This window comes from Streptomyces agglomeratus (assembly GCF_001746415.1).
Classification (GTDB): Bacteria; Actinomycetota; Actinomycetes; order Streptomycetales; family Streptomycetaceae; genus Streptomyces; species Streptomyces agglomeratus.
The window spans coordinates 5,706,090-5,727,885 of record NZ_MEHJ01000001.1; the positions used below are offsets into that span (position 1 = coordinate 5,706,090).

At 69.3% G+C, this 21,796-nt stretch carries 21 protein-coding genes and 1 riboswitch; of the genes, 14 read left to right on the forward strand and 7 right to left on the reverse strand.

The window, feature by feature from the left end; all coding sequences use genetic code 11:
- Nucleotides 1–33 precede the first annotated feature (33 nt).
- Nucleotides 34–1,221, reverse strand: coding sequence for a quinolinate synthase NadA (nadA, locus tag AS594_RS24870; protein WP_069929088.1), 1,188 nt, complete (start codon nt 1,219–1,221; stop codon nt 34–36).
- 244 nt (nt 1,222–1,465) lie between these two features.
- Here nadA and AS594_RS24875 point away from each other — a divergent pair, with 244 nt between their 5' ends.
- Nucleotides 1,466–1,822: a HesB/IscA family protein gene (locus tag AS594_RS24875; protein ID WP_069929089.1), complete on the forward strand. Its 357-nt coding sequence runs from the start codon at nt 1,466–1,468 to the stop codon at nt 1,820–1,822.
- A 69-nt stretch (nt 1,823–1,891) separates the two neighbouring features.
- Here the strand turns inward: AS594_RS24875 and AS594_RS24880 are convergent, their stop codons facing one another.
- Nucleotides 1,892–3,346, reverse strand: a complete 1,455-nt coding sequence (locus tag AS594_RS24880; RefSeq protein WP_069929090.1) for a hypothetical protein — start codon at nt 3,344–3,346, stop codon at nt 1,892–1,894.
- Nucleotides 3,347–3,478: 132 nt separating this feature from the next.
- Nucleotides 3,479–3,688: a hypothetical protein gene (locus tag AS594_RS24885; protein WP_069929091.1), complete on the reverse strand. Its 210-nt coding sequence runs from the start codon at nt 3,686–3,688 to the stop codon at nt 3,479–3,481.
- 180 nt (nt 3,689–3,868) lie between these two features.
- Here AS594_RS24885 and AS594_RS24890 point away from each other — a divergent pair, with 180 nt between their 5' ends.
- Complete coding sequence (locus AS594_RS24890; RefSeq protein ID WP_069929092.1) at nt 3,869–4,843, forward strand: carbohydrate kinase family protein; 975 nt, start codon at nt 3,869–3,871, stop codon at nt 4,841–4,843.
- A gap of 107 nt (nt 4,844–4,950) precedes the next feature.
- On the opposite strand, the gene AS594_RS24895 is transcribed toward AS594_RS24890, so the two are convergent.
- Complete coding sequence (locus tag AS594_RS24895; RefSeq protein ID WP_069929093.1) at nt 4,951–6,330, reverse strand: cysteine desulfurase/sulfurtransferase TusA family protein; 1,380 nt, start codon at nt 6,328–6,330, stop codon at nt 4,951–4,953.
- A 306-nt stretch (nt 6,331–6,636) separates the two neighbouring features.
- Here AS594_RS24895 and ctaC point away from each other — a divergent pair, with 306 nt between their 5' ends.
- The 4 genes from ctaC (at nt 6,637) to AS594_RS24915 (ending at nt 11,108) form a co-directional block, all read left to right on the forward strand.
- On the forward strand, nt 6,637–7,605 hold the full coding sequence (gene ctaC, locus AS594_RS24900; protein WP_069929094.1) for an aa3-type cytochrome oxidase subunit II: 969 nt from the start codon (nt 6,637–6,639) through the stop codon (nt 7,603–7,605).
- Nucleotides 7,602–9,341, forward strand: coding sequence for an aa3-type cytochrome oxidase subunit I (gene ctaD / locus AS594_RS24905; RefSeq protein WP_069932208.1), 1,740 nt, complete (start codon nt 7,602–7,604; stop codon nt 9,339–9,341). Before ctaC ends, ctaD begins: the two co-directional genes overlap by 4 nt.
- Nucleotides 9,338–9,736, forward strand: coding sequence for a cytochrome c oxidase subunit 4 (locus AS594_RS24910; protein ID WP_069929096.1), 399 nt, complete (start codon nt 9,338–9,340; stop codon nt 9,734–9,736). The genes ctaD and AS594_RS24910 overlap by 4 nt, the downstream gene beginning before the upstream one ends.
- Nucleotides 9,737–9,848: 112 nt before the next feature.
- Complete coding sequence (locus AS594_RS24915) at nt 9,849–11,108, forward strand: L,D-transpeptidase (RefSeq protein ID WP_069930769.1); 1,260 nt, start codon at nt 9,849–9,851, stop codon at nt 11,106–11,108.
- Between the two features lie 18 nt (nt 11,109–11,126).
- Here the strand turns inward: AS594_RS24915 and AS594_RS24920 are convergent, their stop codons facing one another.
- Complete coding sequence (locus tag AS594_RS24920) at nt 11,127–11,522, reverse strand: DNA-binding transcriptional response regulator (protein WP_069929097.1); 396 nt, start codon at nt 11,520–11,522, stop codon at nt 11,127–11,129.
- 217 nt (nt 11,523–11,739) lie between these two features.
- Between AS594_RS24920 and ctaE the strand changes: the two genes are divergently transcribed.
- The 6 genes from ctaE (at nt 11,740) to AS594_RS24950 (ending at nt 18,830) form a co-directional block, all read left to right on the forward strand.
- A complete protein-coding gene (gene ctaE / locus AS594_RS24925) occupies nt 11,740–12,360 on the forward strand; it encodes an aa3-type cytochrome oxidase subunit III (RefSeq protein WP_069929098.1) in 621 nt (206 codons plus the stop codon).
- A 67-nt stretch (nt 12,361–12,427) separates the two neighbouring features.
- Nucleotides 12,428–13,237, forward strand: a complete 810-nt coding sequence (gene qcrC / locus AS594_RS24930) for a cytochrome bc1 complex diheme cytochrome c subunit (protein WP_069929099.1) — start codon at nt 12,428–12,430, stop codon at nt 13,235–13,237.
- Nucleotides 13,234–14,286: a cytochrome bc1 complex Rieske iron-sulfur subunit gene (qcrA, locus tag AS594_RS24935; protein WP_069929100.1), complete on the forward strand. Its 1,053-nt coding sequence runs from the start codon at nt 13,234–13,236 to the stop codon at nt 14,284–14,286. The genes qcrC and qcrA overlap by 4 nt, the downstream gene beginning before the upstream one ends.
- Nucleotides 14,283–15,908, forward strand: coding sequence for a cytochrome bc1 complex cytochrome b subunit (qcrB, locus tag AS594_RS24940; protein WP_069929101.1), 1,626 nt, complete (start codon nt 14,283–14,285; stop codon nt 15,906–15,908). Before qcrA ends, qcrB begins: the two co-directional genes overlap by 4 nt.
- A 130-nt stretch (nt 15,909–16,038) precedes the next feature.
- Entirely contained in the window at nt 16,039–17,103 is a 1,065-nt protein-coding gene (trpD, locus tag AS594_RS24945; protein WP_069929102.1) for an anthranilate phosphoribosyltransferase, read from the forward strand.
- A gap of 85 nt (nt 17,104–17,188) precedes the next feature.
- A riboswitch (SAM riboswitch) is annotated at nt 17,189–17,305 on the forward strand.
- A gap of 163 nt (nt 17,306–17,468) precedes the next feature.
- Nucleotides 17,469–18,830: an aminotransferase class V-fold PLP-dependent enzyme gene (locus tag AS594_RS24950; protein ID WP_069929103.1), complete on the forward strand. Its 1,362-nt coding sequence runs from the start codon at nt 17,469–17,471 to the stop codon at nt 18,828–18,830.
- Between the two features lie 96 nt (nt 18,831–18,926).
- Here AS594_RS24950 and AS594_RS24955 read toward each other — a convergent pair whose 3' ends face one another.
- Both AS594_RS24955 and AS594_RS24960 read right to left on the reverse strand, forming a co-directional pair.
- Nucleotides 18,927–19,208 (reverse strand): Lrp/AsnC family transcriptional regulator, encoded by a 282-nt coding sequence (locus AS594_RS24955; protein ID WP_065488891.1) that lies wholly within the window; start codon nt 19,206–19,208, stop codon nt 18,927–18,929.
- The gene (locus tag AS594_RS24960; RefSeq protein WP_069929104.1) at nt 19,205–19,915 is read right to left on the reverse strand and encodes a rhomboid family intramembrane serine protease; all 711 of its coding nucleotides are present in this window, start codon (nt 19,913–19,915) and stop codon (nt 19,205–19,207) included. The genes AS594_RS24955 and AS594_RS24960 overlap by 4 nt, the downstream gene beginning before the upstream one ends.
- A 146-nt stretch (nt 19,916–20,061) precedes the next feature.
- Here AS594_RS24960 and AS594_RS24965 point away from each other — a divergent pair, with 146 nt between their 5' ends.
- Nucleotides 20,062–20,304, forward strand: a complete 243-nt coding sequence (locus AS594_RS24965) for a hypothetical protein (RefSeq protein WP_069929105.1) — start codon at nt 20,062–20,064, stop codon at nt 20,302–20,304.
- A 34-nt stretch (nt 20,305–20,338) separates the two neighbouring features.
- Complete coding sequence (locus tag AS594_RS24970; protein WP_107364796.1) at nt 20,339–21,697, forward strand: NYN domain-containing protein; 1,359 nt, start codon at nt 20,339–20,341, stop codon at nt 21,695–21,697.
- The last annotated feature ends 99 nt before the right edge of the window (nt 21,698–21,796 follow it).

Here is a 21,796-nt window from a genome sequence, read left to right on the forward strand (position 1 = left end):
TGCGTGGTCGCGTACGGGGAAGAGCCGCCGGCCCTACGGCAGGGCCAGCATCCGCTCGAGCGCGAGCTTCGCGAACTGCTCGGTCTCACGGTCGACCTCGATGCGGTTGACCAGGTTGCCCTCGGCCAGCGACTCCAGCGTCCACACCAGGTGCGGCAGGTCGATGCGGTTCATGGTCGAGCAGAAGCAGACCGTCTTGTCGAGGAAGACGACCTCCTTGCCCTGCGCCGCGAACCGGTTGGCGAGCCGCTGCACCAGGTTCAGCTCGGTGCCGATGGCCCACTTGGAGCCGGCCGGCGCCGCCTCCAGCATCTTGATGATGTACTCCGTCGAGCCGACGTAGTCGGCGGCCGCCACGACCTCGTGCTTGCACTCGGGGTGCACGAGGACGTTGACACCCGGGATGCGCTCGCGGACGTCGTTGACGGACTCGACCGAGAAGCGCCCGTGCACCGAGCAGTGCCCGCGCCACAGGATCATCTTGGCGTTCCGCAGCTCCTCGGCGGTCAGGCCGCCGTTCGGCTTGTGCGGGTTGTAGAGCACGCAGTCGTCCAGCGACATGCCCATGTCCCGCACGGCGGTGTTGCGCCCCAGGTGCTGGTCGGGAAGGAAAAGTACCTTCTCGCCCTGCTCGAAGGCCCAGTCCAGCGCCCGCTTCGCGTTCGACGACGTACAGATCGTGCCGCCGTGCTTGCCGGTGAACGCCTTGATGTCGGCCGACGAGTTCATGTACGAGACGGGCACGACCTGCTCGGCCACGCCGGCCTCGGTCAGCACGTCCCAGCACTCGGCGACCTGCTCGGCGGTGGCCATGTCGGCCATCGAGCAGCCGGCCGCGAGGTCGGGCAGGACCACCTTCTGGTCGTCGGACGTCAGGATGTCCGCGGACTCGGCCATGAAGTGGACACCGCAGAAGACGATGTACTCGGCCTCCGGCCTGGCGGCCGCGTCCTTGGCCAGCTTGAAGGAGTCCCCGGTGACGTCGGCGAACTGGATGACCTCGTCACGCTGGTAGTGGTGACCGAGGATGAAGACCTTGTCCCCGAGCTTTTCCTTGGCGGCGCGGGCGCGCTCCACCAGGTCCGGGTCGGAGGGCGAGGGCAGGTCGCCGGGGCAGTCGACACCCCGCTCGCTCCTGGCGTCGGCCTCGCGGCCGAGCAGCAGCAGAGCGAGCGGCGACGGCTGGACATCCAGTGGCTGGGCGGTGGTCACGACACGCACCCTTTCTTGTCTGCGAACACGCTTTTCGTCGATTTGACGTTATCTATCATAACCGCTTCATGTCACTTTGACGATGCCGATGTCGTCGATGTGACGAATTGCCGCCGCACGCCTGCCGCGTCCCCCAGCGGAACCGGGTGTGCGAGCATGAATGAGAAGACAAGCGCTCAGGTCCGGAATGAATCCGCGGCCGCGCCGGTTGCAAACGTCGGCAAGCAGTCCGTACAACCCGGGAGAGATGTAGATGTCCGTTCAGGACGACAAGACCACCGTGAGCGACGGCATTCTCCTGTCCGACGCCGCCGCCTCCAAGGTCAAGGCCCTGCTGGACCAGGAAGGCCGGGAGGACCTCGCCTTGCGCGTCGCCGTCCAGCCCGGTGGCTGCTCCGGCCTGCGGTACCAGCTCTTCTTCGACGAGCGCTCGCTCGACGGCGACGTCGTCAAGGACTTCGACGGTGTGAAGGTCGTCACCGACCGCATGAGCGCCCCGTACCTGGGCGGTGCCTCCATCGACTTCGTCGACACCATCGAGAAGCAGGGCTTCACGATCGACAACCCGAACGCCACGGGCTCCTGCGCCTGCGGCGACTCGTTCAGCTAGACCTGAACCGCGTATGAGAAGGCGGCGGCCCCGAACGGGGGCAGCCGCCTTCCGGCGTACCCGGGGGACCTACACGCGCGGCACCGTCTCGCCGCTCCGCGCGTCGACGACCTTGCGGCCGTCCAGCGGCTTGTCGAGCGTCACCGTCTCCTTCAGCTCCTTGGCGACCATGATGCAGACCCGCCCGGGATCCGGGTTGCTCTCGGTGATCTCCACCTCCACCGTCCCGTTCTTCTCGCTCGCCTTCGCGGCGTACTCGCTGCACACGCCGCCCCAGAAGTGCAGGGTGAGCCGGCGTCCGTCAGCGCCGTACGACGTGACCTGCCGCGGCTCCGCCGGGGGCTCGCCGCTCTCGGACGGAGCCGGCGAGGCGGGCGGCTTCGCCAGGTGGTCGGGATCCACGGCGGGGTGCGTGATGGTGAACGGCTGCGCGCCGCCGCCGGGCTTCACCTCGAAGAGCCACGACGGTACGAGGGCCTGGCGCCCGTCGACGTACTGCGCGGCCAGTCCGAAGACCGCCCCGCCCACGGTCACGGGCTCCGGCGCGGCCGGTGGCCGCGCGCCCGGCTCGCAGGGCGATGCGTCCTCGTCGCCCGCGCCGCTCCCGTCGCCGTGCGGTACGGGCGTGGCGCAACCGCCGATCCCGGTCCTGCCGGCGCCCTGACCGGACTTGTTCAGCTCCTTCAGCGTCTCCTGCGCGCTGATCACCGGATACTCGGCACCCTTGGTCAGGCTCTTCAACCGGCCACTGCCACCGACCGGTTCACCGTCCGGGCCGATCTGGATACCGGTCGCCCAGCCGTACGTCGGCAGCCCGCCCACCTCCGGGTCGGCGTTCACCACCCGTACCGCGCCCATCAGCTGGCGGGCGTCCAGCGCGGCGTCGTCCTGCCGCAGCGCCTTGAGCACGGGCGCGGCGGCCTCTTTCGCGGCCTTCTCGCTCACCGCGGGCCCCTCCCCGCCGGGCTGGTGCGAGGTGCCCGGGCACGTGTCGGGCTTGGCGCAGTTGTCGCCGCCGTGCGGTCCGTACTTCGCGAACGTCCACGTGCCCGGCGCCTGCTTGTTGACCTGGAGCACCGGCCCCGAGCCGTCCTTGGTACCGCCGGCCTTCCAGACCTCGCCCTCGGCGCGCGGCTTGCCCGGTACGCCGAGGGCCTCGGCCAGCCGTGCCACCTCGGCCGCGGTGACGGTGCCCGACGCCCTGTACACGTGGGCCGAGCGGGGCCCCTGGGGCAGCTTTCCCTCGGCGCGGTACGTCACCCCGCCGTTGGGGTCGGGCTCGCCGGGCGCGACGCCCGGCGCGTCGCCGTCCGTGTGGGCGTCGAGGTTCAGCGGCGGCGGACTGCCGTCGCCCGCCCCCGCCCCCGCGCCGCTGCCCGTACCGCTGCCGCCGCCCGAGGCGGTCGACGCCCAGTACGCGCCGCCGCCCCCGGCCAGCAGCACCGCCGCGGCCACTGAGGCGGCCACCAGCGGGGAACGCCGCCTGGGGACGCCCGCGTCCTCTTCCGGTCGCTCGGTGCTCACCGCATCGCTCCTTCGGCTGCTCGCCGTCCTGTGCCCTATGTCGTACCCGCTCCACGGGGAGACACAGGTGGGACGGAACGGGGGAGCGCGCGGTTCCCCCCGCGCTTCCCCCGGGCGGCCCAGGAGCCGGCGTCAGCCCCCGTACTCGGACATCCCGCCCACCATGCGGGCCGACGCGGGCGGCACCGTGATGCCGTGGATGAGCGAGGCCGGAACAGGAGCGGGCGCGGCCGCGACGGGCACGGCCCAGTGCGGGACCATGCGGGCGCAGTCCCCGCGCAGTTCCTCCAGGCCCCCGTCCTGATCGCGCCGGGCGGACGACGTAACGCTGTGCTTCTGCATGCGGGATGCTCCCGAGGCTCTGGGGACCGCCACGCCGCGGCCCCTGATGCTGGCACCGTAGGCAGCTGGGACGTCACGAAAAAAGCCCTACTATCGGGTAGTTTTGCCGCTTAGTGCGAGAGGGCTACGACCGGGTAGCGTGGACTGTCCTCACTCACCGCCCGCAGGAGCGTCCTCGTCGTGCGTATCGCAGTCACCGGCTCCATCGCCACCGACCACCTCATGACCTTCCCCGGCCGGTTCGCCGACCAGTTGGTCGCGGATCAGCTGCACACGGTCTCCCTCTCCTTCCTGGTCGACAACCTCGACGTACGCCGGGGCGGTGTCGGCGCCAACATCTGCTTCGGCATGGGCCAGCTTGGCACGGCCCCGATCCTGGTCGGCGCCGCCGGCTCGGACTTCGACGAGTACCGCGCGTGGCTCGACCGGCACGGCGTGGACACCGGCTCGGTGCGCATCTCCGAGGTCCTGCACACCGCCCGCTTCGTGTGCACGACCGACGCCGACCACAACCAGATCGGCTCCTTCTACACGGGCGCGATGAGCGAGGCCCGCCAGATCGAGCTCCAGGCGGTCGCCGAGCGCGTCGGCGGACTGGACCTCGTCCTGATCGGCGCGGACGACCCCGAGGCGATGCTGCGCCACACGGAGGAGTGCAAGACGCGCTCGATCCCGTTCGCGGCGGACTTCTCGCAGCAGATCGCCCGCATGTCGGGGGAGGACATCCGCACGCTGCTCGACGGCGCGACGTACCTCTTCTCCAATGAGTACGAGAAGGGCCTCATCGAGTCCAAGACCGGCTGGACCGACGAGGAGATCCTCGGCAGGGTCGGACACCGCGTCACGACGCTCGGGTCGCGCGGTGTACGCATCGAGCGCGTCGGGGACGAGCCGGTGGTCGTCGGCTGTCCCGAGGAGGAGGGCAAGGTCGACCCGACCGGCGTGGGCGACGCCTTCCGTGCGGGCTTCCTGTCCGGTCTGGCCTGGGGCGTCGGCCTGGAGCGCGCCGCGCAGATCGGGTGCATGCTGGCGACGCTGGTGATCGAGACGCTGGGCACGCAGGAGTACACGCTGCGCCGCGCGAACTTCATGGACCGCTTCACGAAGGCGTACGGCCACCCGGCGGCGGAAGAGGTCCGCGCCCACCTGTCCTGATCCCGGGACACGCAGCCGGACGGGCCGGACGGTCGTCACTACCGGACCCGGCCCCTCCGGTGGTGGAGGAGCGGGGCCGGGGGCCGTAGCCCCGGGCTCCGCCTCCGTCAGCTCACGCGCCGCACCACGTACGCGACGCCCCGCTCGGCCGGGCGCTCCCCGACGTACTCCTGTCCCCGCATCCCGCACCACGCGGGGATGTCCAGCCGCGCCGCCTCGTCGTCCGAGAGCACCGTCACCGTCCCGCCGACCGGCACGTCCCCGATCACCTTGGCCAGTTCGATCACCGGGATCGGACACCGCTTGCCGAGCGAGTCCACGACGAGCGACTCCACGCCGGCCGGCCCGGACGCGGCGACCGGCGCCCCCAGCCGCTCCCGCACGCCGGCCACTGCCCCCGGCAGCACCTCCAGGAAGCGGTCCACGTCCGCCGCCGCCGTCCCCGGCGGCAGCGAGACCCGGACGTTGCCCTCCGTCAGCACCCCCATCGCCTTCAGCACATGGCTGGGCGTGAGCGTGCTGCTCGTGCAGGACGAACCGGACGATACGGAGAAACCGGCCCGGTCCAGCTCGTGCAGCAGCGCCTCGCCGTCGACGTACAGGCACGAGAAGGTGACGACGTGCGGCAGCCGGCGCACCGGATCGCCCACCACTTCGACATCCGGTACGACCTCCGGCACCGCGGACCGGATCCGGTCCACCAGTGCCCGCAGTTTTTCCGCCTCCCCGGCCACCCCGGCCCGTACGGCCCGGAGCGACGCCGCGGCCGCCACGATCGCCGGCAGGTTCTCGAAACCGGCCGCCCGGCCGGACTCCCGCTCGTCGGCGGGTCCTTGGGCGGCGAACCGCACCCCCTTGCGCACCACTAGCAGTCCGACCCCCGCCGGGCCGCCCCATTTGTGCGCACTTGCCGCGAGCAGCGACCAGTCGCCCTCCACCGGCCCCCACCCCAGCGACTGCGCCGCGTCCACCAGCAGCGGCACACCCACCGCCCGGCACTGCTGTGCGATTTCGGCCACCGGCTGCTCGGTACCGACCTCGTGGTTGGCGGACTGGAGACACGCCAGCGCGGTGTCCTCCCGCAGCGCCGCGGCGAACGCCGCCGGGTCCACCCGGCCCGCCCGGTCCACCGCCACCTGTGTCGTCGTGCCGCCCGCGGCCTCGTGCGCGGCGGCCGAATGGAGCACCGAGGAGTGCTCCACGGCCGAGACGGCCAGGTGCCGGCCGACACGCCGACGCGCGGCGAGCGCGCCGGAGATCCCGGTGTGCACGGCGTGGGTGCCCGAAGAGGTGAATACGAGCTCGTCGGGGCGGCAGCCCACGGCCTCCGCGGCCGCCTCGCGGGCCGCGTCGAGGAGCATCCGGGCGCGCCGCCCCTCGCGGTAGAGGCGGGACGGGTCGGCCCAGCCCTCGTCGAGCGAGGCCAGCAGGGCCTGCCGGGCGACGGGGTGCAGCGGGGCGGAGGACGCGGCGTCGAAGTAGGGCACACCGCCACGCTAATCCTTGGCCCCGCGGGTCCGCGCCCCGCTACCGGGGAGGGGCCGTCGCCGGCCGGTCGTACGGGGGGCCGGATGCCCGGTCAGATGGCGGGCGGAGGCCGGGATTCCACCGAGAAGCCACCCCTTCGTGGAGGCGCACGGCGCGTTGGGCACCCTCCCCGCGCGACCCCAAATGGCGTCCAGTAGGGTTTGGTCCGCATAAACATCCAAACCCCTGCCCGCGTCAGGGCCGGCGACCGACCAGCGAGACGGCCGCAACCAACCGCGCGGGCGAGACTCTCGGGAAGGCGCTACGTGAGTCCCAACGGCTCCGACCGCTCGTCGCGGCGCCCGATGCGGCGGAAGCTGCTCCAGGTGCTGACCGCGGGCGTGGTCCTGGCGACCGCCTCTGGTTGCTCGTACACATGGGAAGACTTCCCCCGCCTCGGGATGCCTACCCCGGTCACCGAAGAGGCTCCCATTATTCTGTCCCTCTGGCAGGGCTCGTGGGCGGCAGCGCTCGTCACGGGCGTCCTGGTGTGGGGACTGATTCTGTGGAGCGTCTTCTTCCACCGGCGTAGCCGCACCAAGGTAGAAGTACCTCCGCAGACCCGGTACAACATGCCCATCGAGGCGCTGTACACCGTGGTCCCGCTCATCATCGTCTCGGTCCTCTTCTACTTCACCGCGCGCGACGAGTCGAAGCTCCTCGCGCTCGAGGACAAGCCGGCCCACACCGTCAACGTGGTCGGCTTCCAGTGGAGCTGGGGCTTCAACTACGTCGAGAACGTGGACGGCGACGCCGCCACGGGCACGAAGCTGCCCAAGCAGCTCAACGCCATCCCGAAGCGCTACGTCGACGAGTTCCCCGCGGGTGCCGAAGGCGTCTACGCGGTCGGCACTCCGGGCGAGCGGAACCCGCAGAACGGCAACCCGGGTCCGACCCTGTGGCTGCCGAAGGGCGAGAAGGTCCGCTTCGTCCTGACCTCGCGCGACGTCATCCACTCCTTCTGGGTGGTGCCGTTCCTCATGAAGCTGGACGTCATCCCGGGCCACACCAACGCCTTCGAGGTGACCCCCACGCGTGAGGGCACCTTCCGGGGCAAGTGCGCCGAGCTCTGCGGTGTCGACCACTCCCGGATGCTCTTCAACGTGAAGGTCGTCTCCCCGGAGCGGTACCAGCAGCACCTCAAGGAGCTGGCGGAGAAGGGCCAGACCGGCTACATCCCGTCCGGTATCGAGCAGACCGACCCGGCCAGGAATGCGGAGACGAACAAACTGTGAGCATCCTCAACGAACCCAAGGGTGCCGCGGCGGCAGACGGCTCGTCCTACGAGAACGAACTGCCGGTACGGCGCAAGCAGCCGGGAAATGTCGTCATCAAGTGGCTGACCACCACTGACCACAAGACCATCGGCTCGCTCTACCTGATCACGTCGTTCGTGTTCTTCTGCGTCGGCGGCGTGATGGCGCTCTTCATGCGCGCCGAACTGGCCCGTCCCGGCACGCAGATCATGTCGAACGAGCAGTTCAACCAGGCGTTCACGATGCACGGCACGATCATGCTGCTGATGTTCGCGACGCCGCTGTTCGCCGGATTCGCGAACTGGATCATGCCGCTTCAGATCGGCGCGCCCGACGTGGCGTTCCCGCGGCTGAACATGTTCGCGTACTGGCTCTACCTCTTCGGCTCGATCATCGCGGTGGCCGGCTTCCTCACCCCGCAGGGTGCGGCCGACTTCGGCTGGTTCGCCTACGCCCCGCTGTCGGACGCGGTCCGGTCGCCGGGTGTCGGCGCCGACATGTGGATCATGGGTCTGGCCTTCTCCGGCTTCGGCACGATCCTCGGCTCGGTCAACTTCATCACCACGATCATCTGCATGCGCGCGCCCGGCATGACGATGTTCCGGATGCCGATCTTCACCTGGAACGTGCTGCTGACCGGTGTGCTGGTCCTGCTCGCCTTCCCGGTGCTCGCCGCGGCTCTCTTCGCGCTGGAGGCGGACCGCAAGTTCGGTGCGCACATCTTCGACGCGGCCAACGGCGGATCGCTTCTGTGGCAGCACCTCTTCTGGTTCTTCGGACACCCAGAGGTGTACATCATCGCGCTGCCGTTCTTCGGAATCATCTCCGAGGTCATCCCGGTCTTCAGCCGCAAGCCGATGTTCGGCTACATCGGCCTGATCGGCGCGACGATCGCCATCGCCGGCCTCTCGGTCACGGTGTGGGCGCACCACATGTACGTCACGGGCGGCGTGCTCTTGCCGTTCTTCTCGTTCATGACCTTCCTGATCGCGGTACCGACCGGTGTGAAGTTCTTCAACTGGATCGGCACCATGTGGAAGGGCTCGCTGTCCTTCGAGACCCCGATGCTCTGGGCCGTCGGCTTCCTGATCACCTTCACCTTCGGTGGTCTGACCGGCGTCATCCTGGCCTCGCCCCCGATGGACTTCCACGTCTCCGACTCGTACTTCGTCGTCGCGCACTTCCACTACGTCATCTTCGGCACCGTGGTCTTCGCGATGTTCTCCGGATTCCACTTCTGGTGGCCGAAGTTCACCGGCAAGATGCTGGACGAGCGCCTCGGCAAGATCACCTTCTGGACGCTGTTCGTGGGCTTCCACGGCACGTTCCTGGTGCAGCACTGGCTGGGCGCCGAGGGCATGCCGCGTCGTTACGCGGACTACCTCGCCGCCGACGGCTTCACCCTGCTGAACACGATCTCCACGATCGCCTCGTTCCTGCTGGGCCTGTCGATGCTCCCGTTCTTCTACAACGTCTGGAAGACCGCGAAGTACGGCAAGAAGGTCGAGGTCGACGACCCCTGGGGCTACGGCCGTTCGCTGGAGTGGGCGACGTCCTGCCCGCCACCGCGGCACAACTTCCTCACCCTGCCGCGTATTCGTTCCGAATCCCCGGCGTTCGACCTGCACCACCCTGAGATCGCCGCTCTCGAACAGCTCGAGAACCACGGACAGAAGGACACCGCGCTGTTCGGCGGCAAGGAGGTCGGCAAGTGAAGATCCAGGGCAAGATGTTCATCTGGTTGAGCATCTTCATCCTCGCCATGGCAATCGTCTATGGCGTGTGGTCGAAGGAGCCGGCCGGAACCACGGCGCTCTTCCTGGCCTTCGGCCTGAGCATCATGATCGGCTACTACCTGGCCTTCACGGCCAAGCGTGTGGACGCCATGGCTCAGGACAACAAAGAGGCCGATGTGGCGGACGAGGCCGGCGACGTCGGCTTCTTCTCCCCGCACAGCTGGCAGCCGCTCTCGCTCGCCCTCGGTGGCGCCTTCGCCTTCCTGGGCGTCGCCATGGGCTGGTGGCTGGTGTTCTTCTCCGTTCCCCTGCTCCTGATCGGCCTCTTCGGCTGGGTCTTCGAGTACTACCGCGGCGAGAGCCAGAACCAGTAGAAGCACCCGCGACACGCCCGAGGGGCCCGTTCACCTGCACATCAGGTGGGCGGGCCCCTCGTTTGGCATCTCTCGGCGCGCCGTACACGTGAAATGTTCTTAATGTGTGATCATGACCCATTCACCTCGACTCCGGACGGTTCTGAGCTGCTCCCTGCTGATCGCGTCCCTCGCGGCAGCCGGGACGGCGTGCAGCGGGTCCGGTGACGGCCATCCGCTGTCCGCGGCGCCGTACGACGCGGCGGACCAGGTCTCCTTCAACGCGGCCACCGGCACGTCCAAGGCGGACCCCGAGAAGCCCTTGGAGATCACCGCCAGGAACAAGGACGGCCGGATCACGGACGTGACGGCCTCCGACGCCGCAGGGCGCTACCTGGCGGGCGAGCTCTCCGCCGACGGCTCACGGTGGCACAGCACCGCCCCGCTGGCGGCCGGAGCGCGCTACACGGTCAAGGTCGCCACCGAGGACGAGGACGGCGCGCCCGGTGCGCGCACCCTCACCTTCGAGACCTCGGTCCCCCCGCGGAAGCGCCTGATGGTCACCTTCGGCCCCAAGGCGGGCACGTACGGCGTCGGCCAGCCGGTCACCGCCGAACTCAGCGTCCCCGTCAAGGGGGAGGCGGCCAGAGCGGTCGTCGAGCGCGCCCTGAAGGTACGCTCCGAGCCCGCGGTGCAGGGTTCCTGGCACTGGGTGGACGACAAGAAGCTGCACTTCCGTCCGAAGGAGTACTGGCCCGCCAACGCCCGGATCACGGTGCGGAGCACCCTGGAGGGCATCAAGGTGGCCGACCGGCTCTACGGCGGCCCGGCGAAGCCGCTGCGGCTGTCCACCGGGGACCGCATCGAGGCCATCACGGACGCCGGCTCCCACCAGATGACGGTCCTGCGCAACGGAAAGGTGATCAACACCATTCCGGTGACCACCGGCAAGCCGGGCTTCTCCACCCGCAACGGCGTCAAGGTCGTACTGGGCAAGGAGTACTTCGTACGGATGCGCGGTACGACCGTCGGCATCGCGGAGGGCACGGCCGACTCGTACGACCTGCCCGTCTACTACGCGACACGCGTCACCTGGAGCGGCGAGTACGTCCATGCCGCGCCCTGGTCGGTCGGCTCGCAGGGCTCCGCCAACGTCAGCCACGGCTGCACCGGCATGAGCACGTCCAATGCCGCCTGGTTCTTCAAGACCGTCCGTGAGGGCGACATCGTCAAGGTCGTCAACAGCGCCGGCAACACCATGGACCCGTTCGGCAACGGCTTCGGCGACTGGAACGTCCCCTGGGACAAGTGGCGCAAGGGCAGCGCACTGCTGGCCGGCCTCGGGGAGGGCGGAAGCCCCGTCGACGCGGCCAGACTGCGGCCGGAGGTCTGACGGGGCCCCGCGCGGGTGTCACGCCTCGACGGCGAGCCTTCCCCGCAGCAGCGCCGCCAGGGCGTCCGCGAACTCGACCGGATCGACCGGAAGAGTGACAGCGCTCTCCGCGCGGCTCCAGGTGGCCAGCCAGGAGTCCTGCGGACGCCCGATCAGCAGCAGTACGGGCGGGCAGTTGAAGATCTCGTCCTTGATCTGCCGGCACACGCCCATGCCGCCCGCGGGCACCGCCTCGCCGTCCAGCACGCAGACGTCGACGCCGCCCTCGTCCAGCGCCTTGAGGACGGCAGGCAGCGTGGCGCACTCCAGGAACTCGACCGGCGGCACGTCCGCGGCGGGCCTGCGACCCGCTGCCAGCCGCACCTGTTCGCGGGTGTTGGCGTTGTCGCTGTAGACCAGGACCGTGGCGGTCATTGTTCCTCCATGCATCGAGGAGCCCTCGGAGGCTCGGTGTTGGATCAGGAACCGATGCGCGGATGCTACTCCGTCCGACAGCCGCTCAGCAGGCGTTCGTATCTGCCTTCGAAGGTACCTCCGATGGGCCGTTCGGCTCAGGTCACAGGGCCTTCCCAGAGCATGGACACACCGAATGGCACCCCCGGGAGTGAGGGCGGGATAAGCGACCGACATAATGTCGGTCGTGGCGACAGCAACGACAGTAGATACCGGGCACGCGCACCCGTCGGTCAATCGACCGAACCTCACCAGCGTCGGAACCATCATCTGGCTGAGTTCCGAGCTGATGTTCTTCGCGGCCCTATTCGCGATGTACTTCACCCTGCGATCGGTGACGGGTCCCGAGTTCTGGAAGCAGCAGGCGGAACACCTGAACTTCCCGTTCTCGGCGACGAACACCACCATCCTGGTGCTCTCCTCCCTCACCTGCCAGCTCGGCGTCTTCGCCGCCGAGCGCGGGGACGTGAAGAAGCTCCGGGCGTGGTTCATCATCACGTTCGTGATGGGTGCGATCTTCATCGGAGGCCAGGTCCTCGAGTACACCGAGCTGGTGAAGGACGCGGGCCTCTCGCTCTCGTCCGACCCGTACGGCTCGGTGTTCTACCTGACGACCGGCTTCCACGGACTGCATGTGACGGGCGGACTCATCGCCTTCCTGCTGGTCCTCGGCCGTACATACGCGGCCAAGAGATTCACCCACGAGCAGGCAACCGCCGCCATCGTCGTGTCCTACTACTGGCACTTCGTCGATGTCGTCTGGATCGGCCTCTTCGCCACGATCTACATGATCAAGTAGGTCGGGTCCGAAACCCGGCCCACATCCAGCTCCATCGACGCAGAAGATCCTGACACCGGGGTAATCCGTGAAAAAGCTCTCCGCACGACGACGCCATCCGCTGGCGGCGGTCGTCGTACTACTCCTCGCGCTGGCGGCCACCGGGGGGCTGTACGCCGCGTTCGCGCCCGCGGGCAAGGCCCAGGCCGAAGAAACCGCCCAGTCCCTCGCCATCGAGGAGGGCAAGAAGCTCTACGCCACTGGCTGCTCCAGCTGCCACGGCACCGGCGGTCAGGGCGGCTCGGACGGTCCGTCCCTCGTGGGCGTCGGCTCGGCCGCAGTGGACTTCCAGGTCGGCACCGGCCGTATGCCGGCGCAGCAGCCCGGCGCCCAGGTGCCGGAGAAGAAGAAGATCTACTCGCAGGCCGAGATCGACCAGCTCGCCGCGTACATCGCTTCCCTCGGCGCCGGCCCGATCACGCCGACCGAGGAGCAGTACAACCCTGAGGGTGCGGACATCGCCAAGGGTGGCGACCTGTTCCGTACCAACTGCGCCCAGTGCCACAACTTCACGGGCGAGGGCGGTGCCCTGACGAACGGCAAGTACGCCCCGAGTCTCGAAGATGTGAGCCCGAAGCACCTCTACGAGGCCATGCAGACCGGCCCGCAGAACATGCCGTCCTTCCCCGACACCACGATGCCGGAGCAGCAGAAGAAGGACATCATCGCGTACGTCAAGACGGTGAACGGCGAGGAGACGGAGACGCCGGGAGGCTTCGCGCTGGGCGGCCTCGGCCCCGTCAGCGAGGGTCTGTTCGGCTGGATCTTCGGTCTGGGTTCGCTGATCGCCGTCGCCGTCTGGGTCGCGGCCCACACCGCTAAGGCCAAGAAGTCATGAGTAGCCAAGAGATTCCAGAGAAGAACCTGCCCAGTGAGCAGGACACCGCGCACGGCGCGGTAGCCGTGGCGGAAGACCCGTTCGCGGACCCGGGGCTGCCGCCCCACAAGCCGCGTATCCAGGACATCGACGAGCGGGCCGCCAAGCGCTCCGAGCGCACGGTCGCCCTGCTGTTCACGCTGTCGATGCTGTCGACGATCGGCTTCATCGCCTCGTTCGTGGCGTTCCCCGTCGAGAAGATCGTGTACGTCTGGCCGCTCGGCCACGTCAGTGCGCTGAACCTCTCGCTGGGCGTGACCCTCGGTCTCGCGCTCTTCTGCATCGGCGCGGGCGCGGTCCACTGGGCCCGCACCCTGATGTCCGACGTGGAGGTCGCCGACGACCGGCACGCCATCTCGGCCGAGCCCGAGGTCAAGGCCAAGGTCATGGCCGACTTCAAGGCCGGCGCCGAGGAGTCCGCGATCGGCCGCCGCAAGCTGATCCGCACCACGATGTTCGGCGCGCTGGCCATGGTGCCGCTCTCCGGTGTGGTCCTGCTGCGCGACCTGGGCCCGCTGCCCGAGGACAAGCTGCGCCACACGCTGTGGGGCAAGGGCAAGCAGCTCATCAACATGAACACGAACGAGCCGCTGCGTCCCGAGGACGTCGCGGTCGGTTCGCTGACCTTCGCCAAGCCGCAGGGCCTGGAAGAGGACAACCACGAGTTCAACAACGAGATCGCCAAGGCCGCCCTGATGATCGTCCGGCTCCAGCCGCAGGACATCAAGGACAAGCGCGAACTCGACTGGTCCCACGAGGGCATCGTGGCGTTCTCGAAGATCTGCACCCACGTCGGATGCCCGATCAGCCTGTACGAGCAGCAGACGCATCACGTGCTCTGCCCGTGCCACCAGTCCACCTTCGACCTCTCCGACGGTGCCCGCGTCATCTTCGGCCCGGCCGGTCACGCCCTCCCGCAGCTGCGGATCGGTGTGAATGACGAAGGATTCCTCGAGGCGCTCAGCGACTTCGAAGAGCCCGTCGGTCCTAGTTTCTGGGAGCGCGGATGAGCACCGTGACCGACGACAAGCGCAAGGCACCCGCCGGTGAGCGGGTAGCCGACTGGGCGGACGGCCGGCTGGGGATCTACAGCCTCGCCAAGGCCAACATGCGCAAGATCTTCCCGGACCACTGGTCCTTCATGCTCGGTGAGATCGCGCTCTACAGCTTCATCATCATCATCCTCACGGGTGTGTACCTGACGCTGTTCTTCCACCCGAGCATGAACGAGGTCGTGTACCACGGCTCGTACGTGCCGATGCAGGGCATCCGGATGACGGAGGCCTACGCGTCGACCCTGGAGATCAGCTTCGACGTCCGTGGCGGTCTGCTCATCCGGCAGATCCACCACTGGGCCGCGCTGATCTTCCTCGCGGCGATGTTCGTGCACATGATGCGCGTGTTCTTCACGGGCGCGTTCCGCAAGCCGCGCGAGATCAACTGGCTGTTCGGCTTCCTGCTGTTCGTCCTGGGCATGTTCACCGGTTTCACCGGCTACTCGCTCCCGGACGACCTGCTCTCCGGCACCGGTGTCCGCTTCACGCAGGGCGCGATCCTGGCGACGCCCGTCGTCGGCACGTACATCTCGTTCTTCCTGTTCGGCGGCGAGTTCCCCGGCCACGACATGGTGGCGCGGTTCTACTCGATCCACATCCTGCTGCTGCCGGGCATCATGCTCGGCCTCGTGGTGGCCCACCTGATCCTGGTCTTCTACCACAAGCACACGCAGTTCGCGGGTCCCGGCCGTACGAACAAGAACGTCGTCGGCATGCCGCTGCTGCCGGTCTACATGGCCAAGGCCGGAGGCTTCTTCTTCCTGGTCTTCGGTGTCATCGCGGCCATCGCGGGACTGTTCACGATCAACCCGGTCTGGGCGCTCGGCCCGTACCGTCCGGACCAGGTGTCCACCGGCGCCCAGCCCGACTGGTACATGGGCTTCGCCGAGGGACTCGTCCGTGTGATGCCGGGCTGGGAGATCAACCTGTGGGGCCACACGCTCGCCCTGGGTGTGTTCATCCCGCTGGTGGTCTTCGGTCTGGTGCTCGTGGCGCTGGCGGTCTACCCGTTCATCGAGTCGTGGGTCACCGGCGACAAGCGCGAGCACCACATCCTGGACCGCCCGCGCAACGCGCCGACCCGGACCGCGCTCGGCGTCGCCTGGGTCACCGGCTACGTGATCATGCTGCTCGGTGGCGGCAACGACATCTTCGCCACCCACTTCCACCTGTCGATCAACTCGATCACGTGGTTCGTGCGGATCTCCTACTTCGTGGGACCGGTCCTGGCGTTCATCATCACCCGGCGCATCTGCCTCGGCCTTCAGCGTCGCGACAAGGACAAGGTGCTGCACGGACGCGAGTCCGGCATCATCAAGCGCCTGCCGCACGGTGAGTTCGTCGAGGTCCACGAGCCGCTCAACCAGGAGCAGCTGCACAGCCTCACGGCACACGAGCAGTACGCGCCGGCCGAGATCGGTCCGTCGGTCGACGAGAACGGTGTCGAGCGCAAGGTGACGCGCGGCCAGAAGCTCAGGGCCAAGCTGAGCAAGGGCTACTACGGCGAGGGGAACCAGATCCCCAAGCCGACCGCCGACGAGTACAAGGAGATCACCAGCGGCCACGGCCACCACTGATCTCTGATCTCCGGCCTGACAAGGTCGCCACAGCAGGAGCCCCGTCCATTCGCCGGACGGGGCTCTTCGCTGTCCGCCCGGCTGGATAGGGTGGAACCATCCTTACTGGCTGTGGACCCTGGAGCGGACCATGAACGTGGTGACCCCGGTTGGCGGCGACAGCGTGGCGGCCGGCTCCTGGCCGGGTGTCCTGAACGCCCTGCTGCGCGGCAAGGACCTCTCCGCCGACGACACGGCCTGGGCCATGGACCAGATCATGAGCGGCGAGGCGACCGACGCCCAGATCGCCGGCTTCGCCGTCGCTTTGCGCGCCAAGGGCGAGACGGTCGGCGAGGTCACCGGCCTCGTCCGGGCCATGTACGCGCACGCCAACACCATCGAGGTGCCCGGCCGTACGGTCGACATCGTCGGCACGGGCGGTGACCTGGCCAAGACGGTCAACATCTCCACGATGTCCGCGATCGTCGTCGCCGGAACCGGCGCCAAAGTCGTCAAGCACGGCAACCGGGCCGCCTCGTCCGCGAGCGGCGCCTCGGACGTCCTGGAGAAGCTGGGCGTCAACCTGGAGCTGACGCCCCGGCGTGTCGCCGAGGTGGCGGAGGAAGCCGGCATCACCTTCTGCTTCGCGGTGAAGTTCCACCCCGCTCTGCGGTACGCCGCGAAGGCACGCAAGGAACTGGGCGCGCAGACGACGTTCAACATCCTCGGCCCGCTGACGAACCCGGCGCGGGTGAAGGCGCAGGCGGTCGGTGTCGCGGACGCCCGGATGGCCCCCATCGTGGCGGGTGTGCTCGCCGAACGGGGGAATTCCGCGCTGGTCTTCCGCGGCGACGACGGCCTCGACGAGCTGACGACGACGGCGACCTCGCGGGTGTGGGCCGTACGGGACGGAGCGGTCACGGAGCATGCCTTCGACCCGCGTGACGTGGGCCTGGAGATCGTGCCCGTCGAAGCGCTGCGCGGCGCGGACGCGTCGTACAACGCGGATGTCGCCCGGCGGCTCCTGGCCGGCGAGACCGGGCCGGTGCGGGACGCGGTGCTGCTGAACACGGCGGCGGCGCTGGTCGCCCTGGACCCGTCCGGCGCGTCCCTGGAGGAGCAGCTCGCGGCCGGGATCGCCAAGGCGGCCGAGTCGATCGACTCGGGCGCGGCGCGTGCCGCCCTCGAGCGCTGGGTGGCGGCCAGCAACAGCTGAGCGGCGGGTGAGTGTGACGCGAGGCGTGGTCCAGAGTCTGGACTGCGCCTTGCGTCTTCTTGATCGTGTGGCAGGATGCTTGGCAGGTCATGAGTGACAGCGTTTTGGCCCCGGCTTGCTGTCCGGCAACCCTCCGTCCGTGGCGGGGTGCCCCGGGTGAAGACCAGGTCGTGGACAGAAAGGTCCACGGCAAGCGCGGACCCCTCGAAGACTTGGGGTCCTGGTTCTCAGGGAGCCTCTTGTGAGCAAGCGAATGCGATAGGGCCTGTCGCCCCTTCTTCGCACACCCCTCTTTCTTTTCTCCTCCAGCGCTGCCGCGTACCCGCCGGCGCGAGGAATTCGCCTGCCTTCTTCGGGAGTTCGCCATGTCTGTCTCCACCGCTGCCGCCGACCAGTCGCTTTGTACTCCGCTGCCCGTTCTCGGGCGGGATGTCCGCGTGCCGCTCGTGACCGGCGGTGAGGTCACCTACGCCGCCCTCGACTACGCCGCCAGCGCCCCGGCCCTCCAGCGTGTGTGGGACGACGTGGCGGCGTACGCCCCGTACTACGGCAGCGTGCACCGCGGCGCCGGATACCTCTCGCAGCTGTCGACGGACCTGTTCGAGAACAGCCGTGCCACCGTCGCCGAGTTCCTCGGCTGCCGCGACAGCGACCAGGTCGTCTTCACCCGCTCCACGACCGACTCGCTGAACCTGCTGGCGGCGGCCCTGCCCGCCGACTGCCAGGTGTTCGTCTTCGAGACCGAGCACCACGCCTCGCTCCTGCCCTGGCGCGACGCGCGGGTCAACTTCCTGAACGCGCCCCGGACTCCGGCCCAGGCCGTCGAGACCCTGGAGCGCGCGCTGGCCGCCCGCGACCCCTACGGCCCGGCCCTGGTGTGCGTCACCGGCGCGTCGAACGTCACCGGTGAGCTGTGGCCCGTGAAGGAACTCGCCGCGGCCGCCCACGCCCACGGCGCGCGCATCGTGCTCGACGCCGCGCAGCTCGCGCCCCACCACCCGCTGGACATCGCCGAGCTGGACGTCGACTGGGTCGCCTTCTCCGGGCACAAGCTGTACGCCCCGTTCGGCTCGGGCGTGCTCGCGGGCCGCGCCGACTGGCTCCAGAGCGCCGAGCCGTACCTCGCCGGCGGCGGCGCCTCCCGCAAGGTGGCCCGCCGCGCCGACGGCGGCGTGGACGTCGAGTGGCACACCACGGCCGCCCGGCACGAGGCCGGTTCGCCCAACGTCATCGGCGTGTACTCCATCGCCTCCGCCTGCAAGGCCCTGACGGAGGCCGGCTTCGACTCGCTCGTGGAGCGCGAGCAGCGGCTCGTGACGAAGGTGCTGGAGGGCCTGGCCGACGTCGACGCCGTGCGGGTGCTCTCCCTCTTCGGTGACGACGCCCCGCGCGTCGGCGTCATCTCCTTCGTCGTCGACGGCTGGAACAGCTCGCACTTCGCCGCCGCGCTGTCCGCCGAGTACGGGATCGGCGTACGGGACGGCCTGTTCTGCGCCCACCCGCTGGTCCGCACGCTGCTCGGCAGCGACCCGCAGGACCCGGGCGAGTGCGGCGCGCCGGAGGCCGAGCCGGGCGAGCGCTCGCTGAACGCGATCCGCGTGAGCTTCGGCGCCGGTACGCCCGACGAGCACGTCGAGCGGTTCATCGGCGCGGTCGGGGAGCTCGTCCGGGACGGCGCGAAGTGGAACTACCGCACCGAGGAAGGCCGCTGCGTCCCGGCGGTCTGACAGCTCCCGGCCCGCGGCAGGACCGTCCGCGGGCTCCCGCCCGGTCGCATCGGTGAGAAGCCCGCCGCCGCGGCCGGGCGCCCGCGTCGGCGGCTGCTACGCGTCGAGGCCGATCGCGAAGGCCGCTTCCAGGTCGTGCTGCGAGTACGTACGGAACGCGACATGGGTGTCGGTGCCCTCGACGCCGGGGATCTTGCTGATCCGGCCGGGGATGACATCGGCCAGATCGTCGTGCCTGGCCACCCGCACCATGGCGATCAGGTCGTACGTACCGGTGACCGAGAAGACCTCGCTGACGCTGTCCAGCGCGGCGATCGACTCGGCGATCTCGGGGATCCGGTCCACGCTGGTCTTGATGAGCACGATCGCGGTGATCACGGTTGGCTTTCTCCCTCGGTGGCCGGCGCTGATGACCTCACTCTATCCGTACGCCGACTACGCCCCCAGGCGTAGAGGAAGCCCGCGCAGAACCCCGCCACGTGCGCGAGATAGGCCACCCCCGGGCCCGGTCCCGCGCGCTGCGCCGCCACCCACTGGAGGGCGAACCAGAAGATCAGGACGAGCCAGGCGGGGAAGCGCAGCGGGAGGAAGAAGAGGAAGGGGAACAGGCTCGTGACCCGCGCCCTGGGGAAGAGGTAGAGGAAGGCGCCCAGCACCGCCGAGATCGCGCCCGAAGCCCCCACCAGCGTCTGCTCCGAGTCGGCGTGGACCACGGCGTAGGTGACTAGTGCGAGGTACCCGCAGCCCACGTAGAACAGGGCGAACTGGACGCGGCCCATGCGCTCCTCGGCCATCGCGCCGAAGACGAACAGGAAGAGCATGTTGCCCAGCAGGTGAAGCCAGCTGCCGTGTACGAACAGGGCGGTGAGCGGGGTCGTGAGCAGGGACGGGTCGCCGCTCAGCAGCTCGTCCGGGATCACGCCCCAGCGCTCGAAGTATCCGCTCTGCGCGGCGAGGAGGAAGTCGCCCGTGCCGTAGACCGGATTGAGTCCGGACAGGGGGCCGATGACGAAGATCAGACAGCAGAGGCCGATCGCGCCGTACGTCACCACGGGTCCCCGGGCCGCTTCCCGCCAATTGATCATGGCCAGATCATCCCGTAACAGGACTGGCCAGGACAGAGCGCCTCGCCGGGCCCCGTCCCGGAGCGTGGACGGTCCGCCGCACGGGGTACGCGTGAGGCCGTAGGGTTACGGGCAGTAGGCACGATGAAAGAGGACGTGGACGCACGATGACGACGGTTCCCCTGCCGACTGCCGAGACCCGGTGGCGCTGCGCCCTGTGCGGCAACCTCACCCGTTTCGATGTGACCCGCTCGTCGAAGGTGATCGAGTACGTCCATCTCGACCTGGCCGGAGAGCCGAAGGTCGAGGAACGCGAGGTGGTCAGTGAGACCATCGAGTCCGTGCGCTGCCGCTGGTGCAACGCGGTGGACCAGATCGAACTGGTGGACAGGCCGGGCGCCGGCTCCTGAGAGGACCGGCCCGAGAGTAGTGGGGTGACGGATTGTGGAGCATGCAAGCGGCGGTGAACCGGCCGGCTCGGCCGGGGACGCCGCCGAGGTGCTCGACCGCCCGCTGCCCGAAGGCGTACGGCACAAGGTCGTCGCACTGGTCTCGGACGCCTTCGGCGGGCTCACCGTCGCCGAGCTCCCGTCCCAGCTGAGGCAGTACGCCCGGTTCACGCCGTCCCGGCGCGCCAAGTTCGCGGGCAACGCGATGGCGGCGGCGCTGGAGGGCGACCCGGAGTTCCGCCGGCGCATCGGCGAGCGGCTGCGCGAGGCGCAGCCCGAGCTCGCCCGCGCCCTGGAGTCCGGGTCTCCGCCGGCCGCCGCCGACCCCCTCGACGTGGCGGCCGCGGCGTACGTCCTGCGCCCCGTCGGCTGGGTCAAGCTGGTGGCCGCCGCGGGCGAGGAGGCCCTGCGGGCGGACGCCGAGCGGGCCGACGAGGCCGCCCAGCGCGAGCTGGAACGGCTGCGCGGGGAGCTCGCGCACGCGCGCGAGCAGACGAAGAGCGAGACCGAACGGCTGCGTACGGAGCTGGAGGCCGCCCGCAAGGAGGCCGACGTGCTCAGCCGCAAGCTGCGCAGCGCGCTGAGCGACGTGAAGCGCGGCGAGGCGGCCCTGCGCCGTACGAACGCCGAGACCGAGACACTCAAGTCCGACGCCGCCGCCCGGGTCGCCGCCGCCGAGAGCGAGACGCGGCGGCTGCGGACCCGGCTGGGGGAGGCCGAGGCGTCCGCCGAGGCGAGCCGCAGAGCCGTGCGCGAGGGCCGCAGTATCGAGGACATGCGGGTGCGGCTGCTGCTCGACACGGTGCTGGACGCCGCTCAGGGGCTGCGCCGTGAACTGGCCCTGCCGCCCGCGTCCGTGCACCCCGCGGACACGGTGGACGCCGTGGAGCCCGGACGTATGACCCCCAAGGACATCGCCGCCAGGGCGCTCTCCGAGACCGACCCGGCGCTGCTCGACCAGCTTCTCGAACTGCCGCAGTGTCACCTGGTCGTGGACGGTTACAACGTCACCAAGACGGGCTATCCGCAGATGCCGCTCGACAAGCAGCGGCTGCGGCTCCTCGGCGGCCTGTCGATGCTCGCCGCGCAGACGGGCGCCGAGGTGACGTGCGTCTTCGACGGTGCCGAACTGGTCGCGCCGGTACTGCTCGCGCCGCCGCGCGGGGTGCGGGTGCTGTTCAGCAAGCCGGGGGTGACGGCGGACGAACTCATCAGGCAGCTCGTACGGGCGGAACCGCCGGGCCGGCCCGTCGTGGTGGCCTCGACCGACCGTGAAGTGGCCGACGGAGTCGCCAAGTCGGGCGCGAGGCCCGTTGCGTCCGCCTTGTTGCTGAAGAGGCTTTCGCGCGTCTAGTGACTTCTCGGCGTAATGCCCGAATTCGGGAAACGCACCGTCAATTGGCCATTACTGCCAGTGTGATGTAAGTAAAGATTGTGACCAGCGGGTGAGTTT

Excerpts from the sequence above, each read along its gene's own strand:
- qcrA (WP_069929100.1), top strand. The coding sequence starts at position 13,234 with ATGAGTAGCCAAGAGATTCCAGAGAAGAACCTGCCCAGTGAGCAGGAC.
- AS594_RS24950 (WP_069929103.1), top strand. The coding sequence starts at position 17,469 with ATGTCTGTCTCCACCGCTGCCGCCGACCAGTCGCTTTGTACTCCGCTG.
- AS594_RS24885 (WP_069929091.1), bottom strand. The coding sequence starts at position 3,688 with ATGCAGAAGCACAGCGTTACGTCGTCCGCCCGGCGCGATCAGGACGGG.
- ctaE (WP_069929098.1), top strand. The coding sequence starts at position 11,740 with ATGTCGGTCGTGGCGACAGCAACGACAGTAGATACCGGGCACGCGCAC.
- qcrB (WP_069929101.1), top strand. The coding sequence starts at position 14,283 with ATGAGCACCGTGACCGACGACAAGCGCAAGGCACCCGCCGGTGAGCGG.
- AS594_RS24915 (WP_069930769.1), top strand. The coding sequence starts at position 9,849 with ATGACCCATTCACCTCGACTCCGGACGGTTCTGAGCTGCTCCCTGCTG.
- AS594_RS24960 (WP_069929104.1), bottom strand. The coding sequence starts at position 19,915 with ATGATCAATTGGCGGGAAGCGGCCCGGGGACCCGTGGTGACGTACGGC.
- trpD (WP_069929102.1), top strand. The coding sequence starts at position 16,039 with ATGAACGTGGTGACCCCGGTTGGCGGCGACAGCGTGGCGGCCGGCTCC.
- AS594_RS24920 (WP_069929097.1), bottom strand. The coding sequence starts at position 11,522 with ATGACCGCCACGGTCCTGGTCTACAGCGACAACGCCAACACCCGCGAA.
- AS594_RS24875 (WP_069929089.1), top strand. The coding sequence starts at position 1,466 with ATGTCCGTTCAGGACGACAAGACCACCGTGAGCGACGGCATTCTCCTG.
- AS594_RS24965 (WP_069929105.1), top strand. The coding sequence starts at position 20,062 with ATGACGACGGTTCCCCTGCCGACTGCCGAGACCCGGTGGCGCTGCGCC.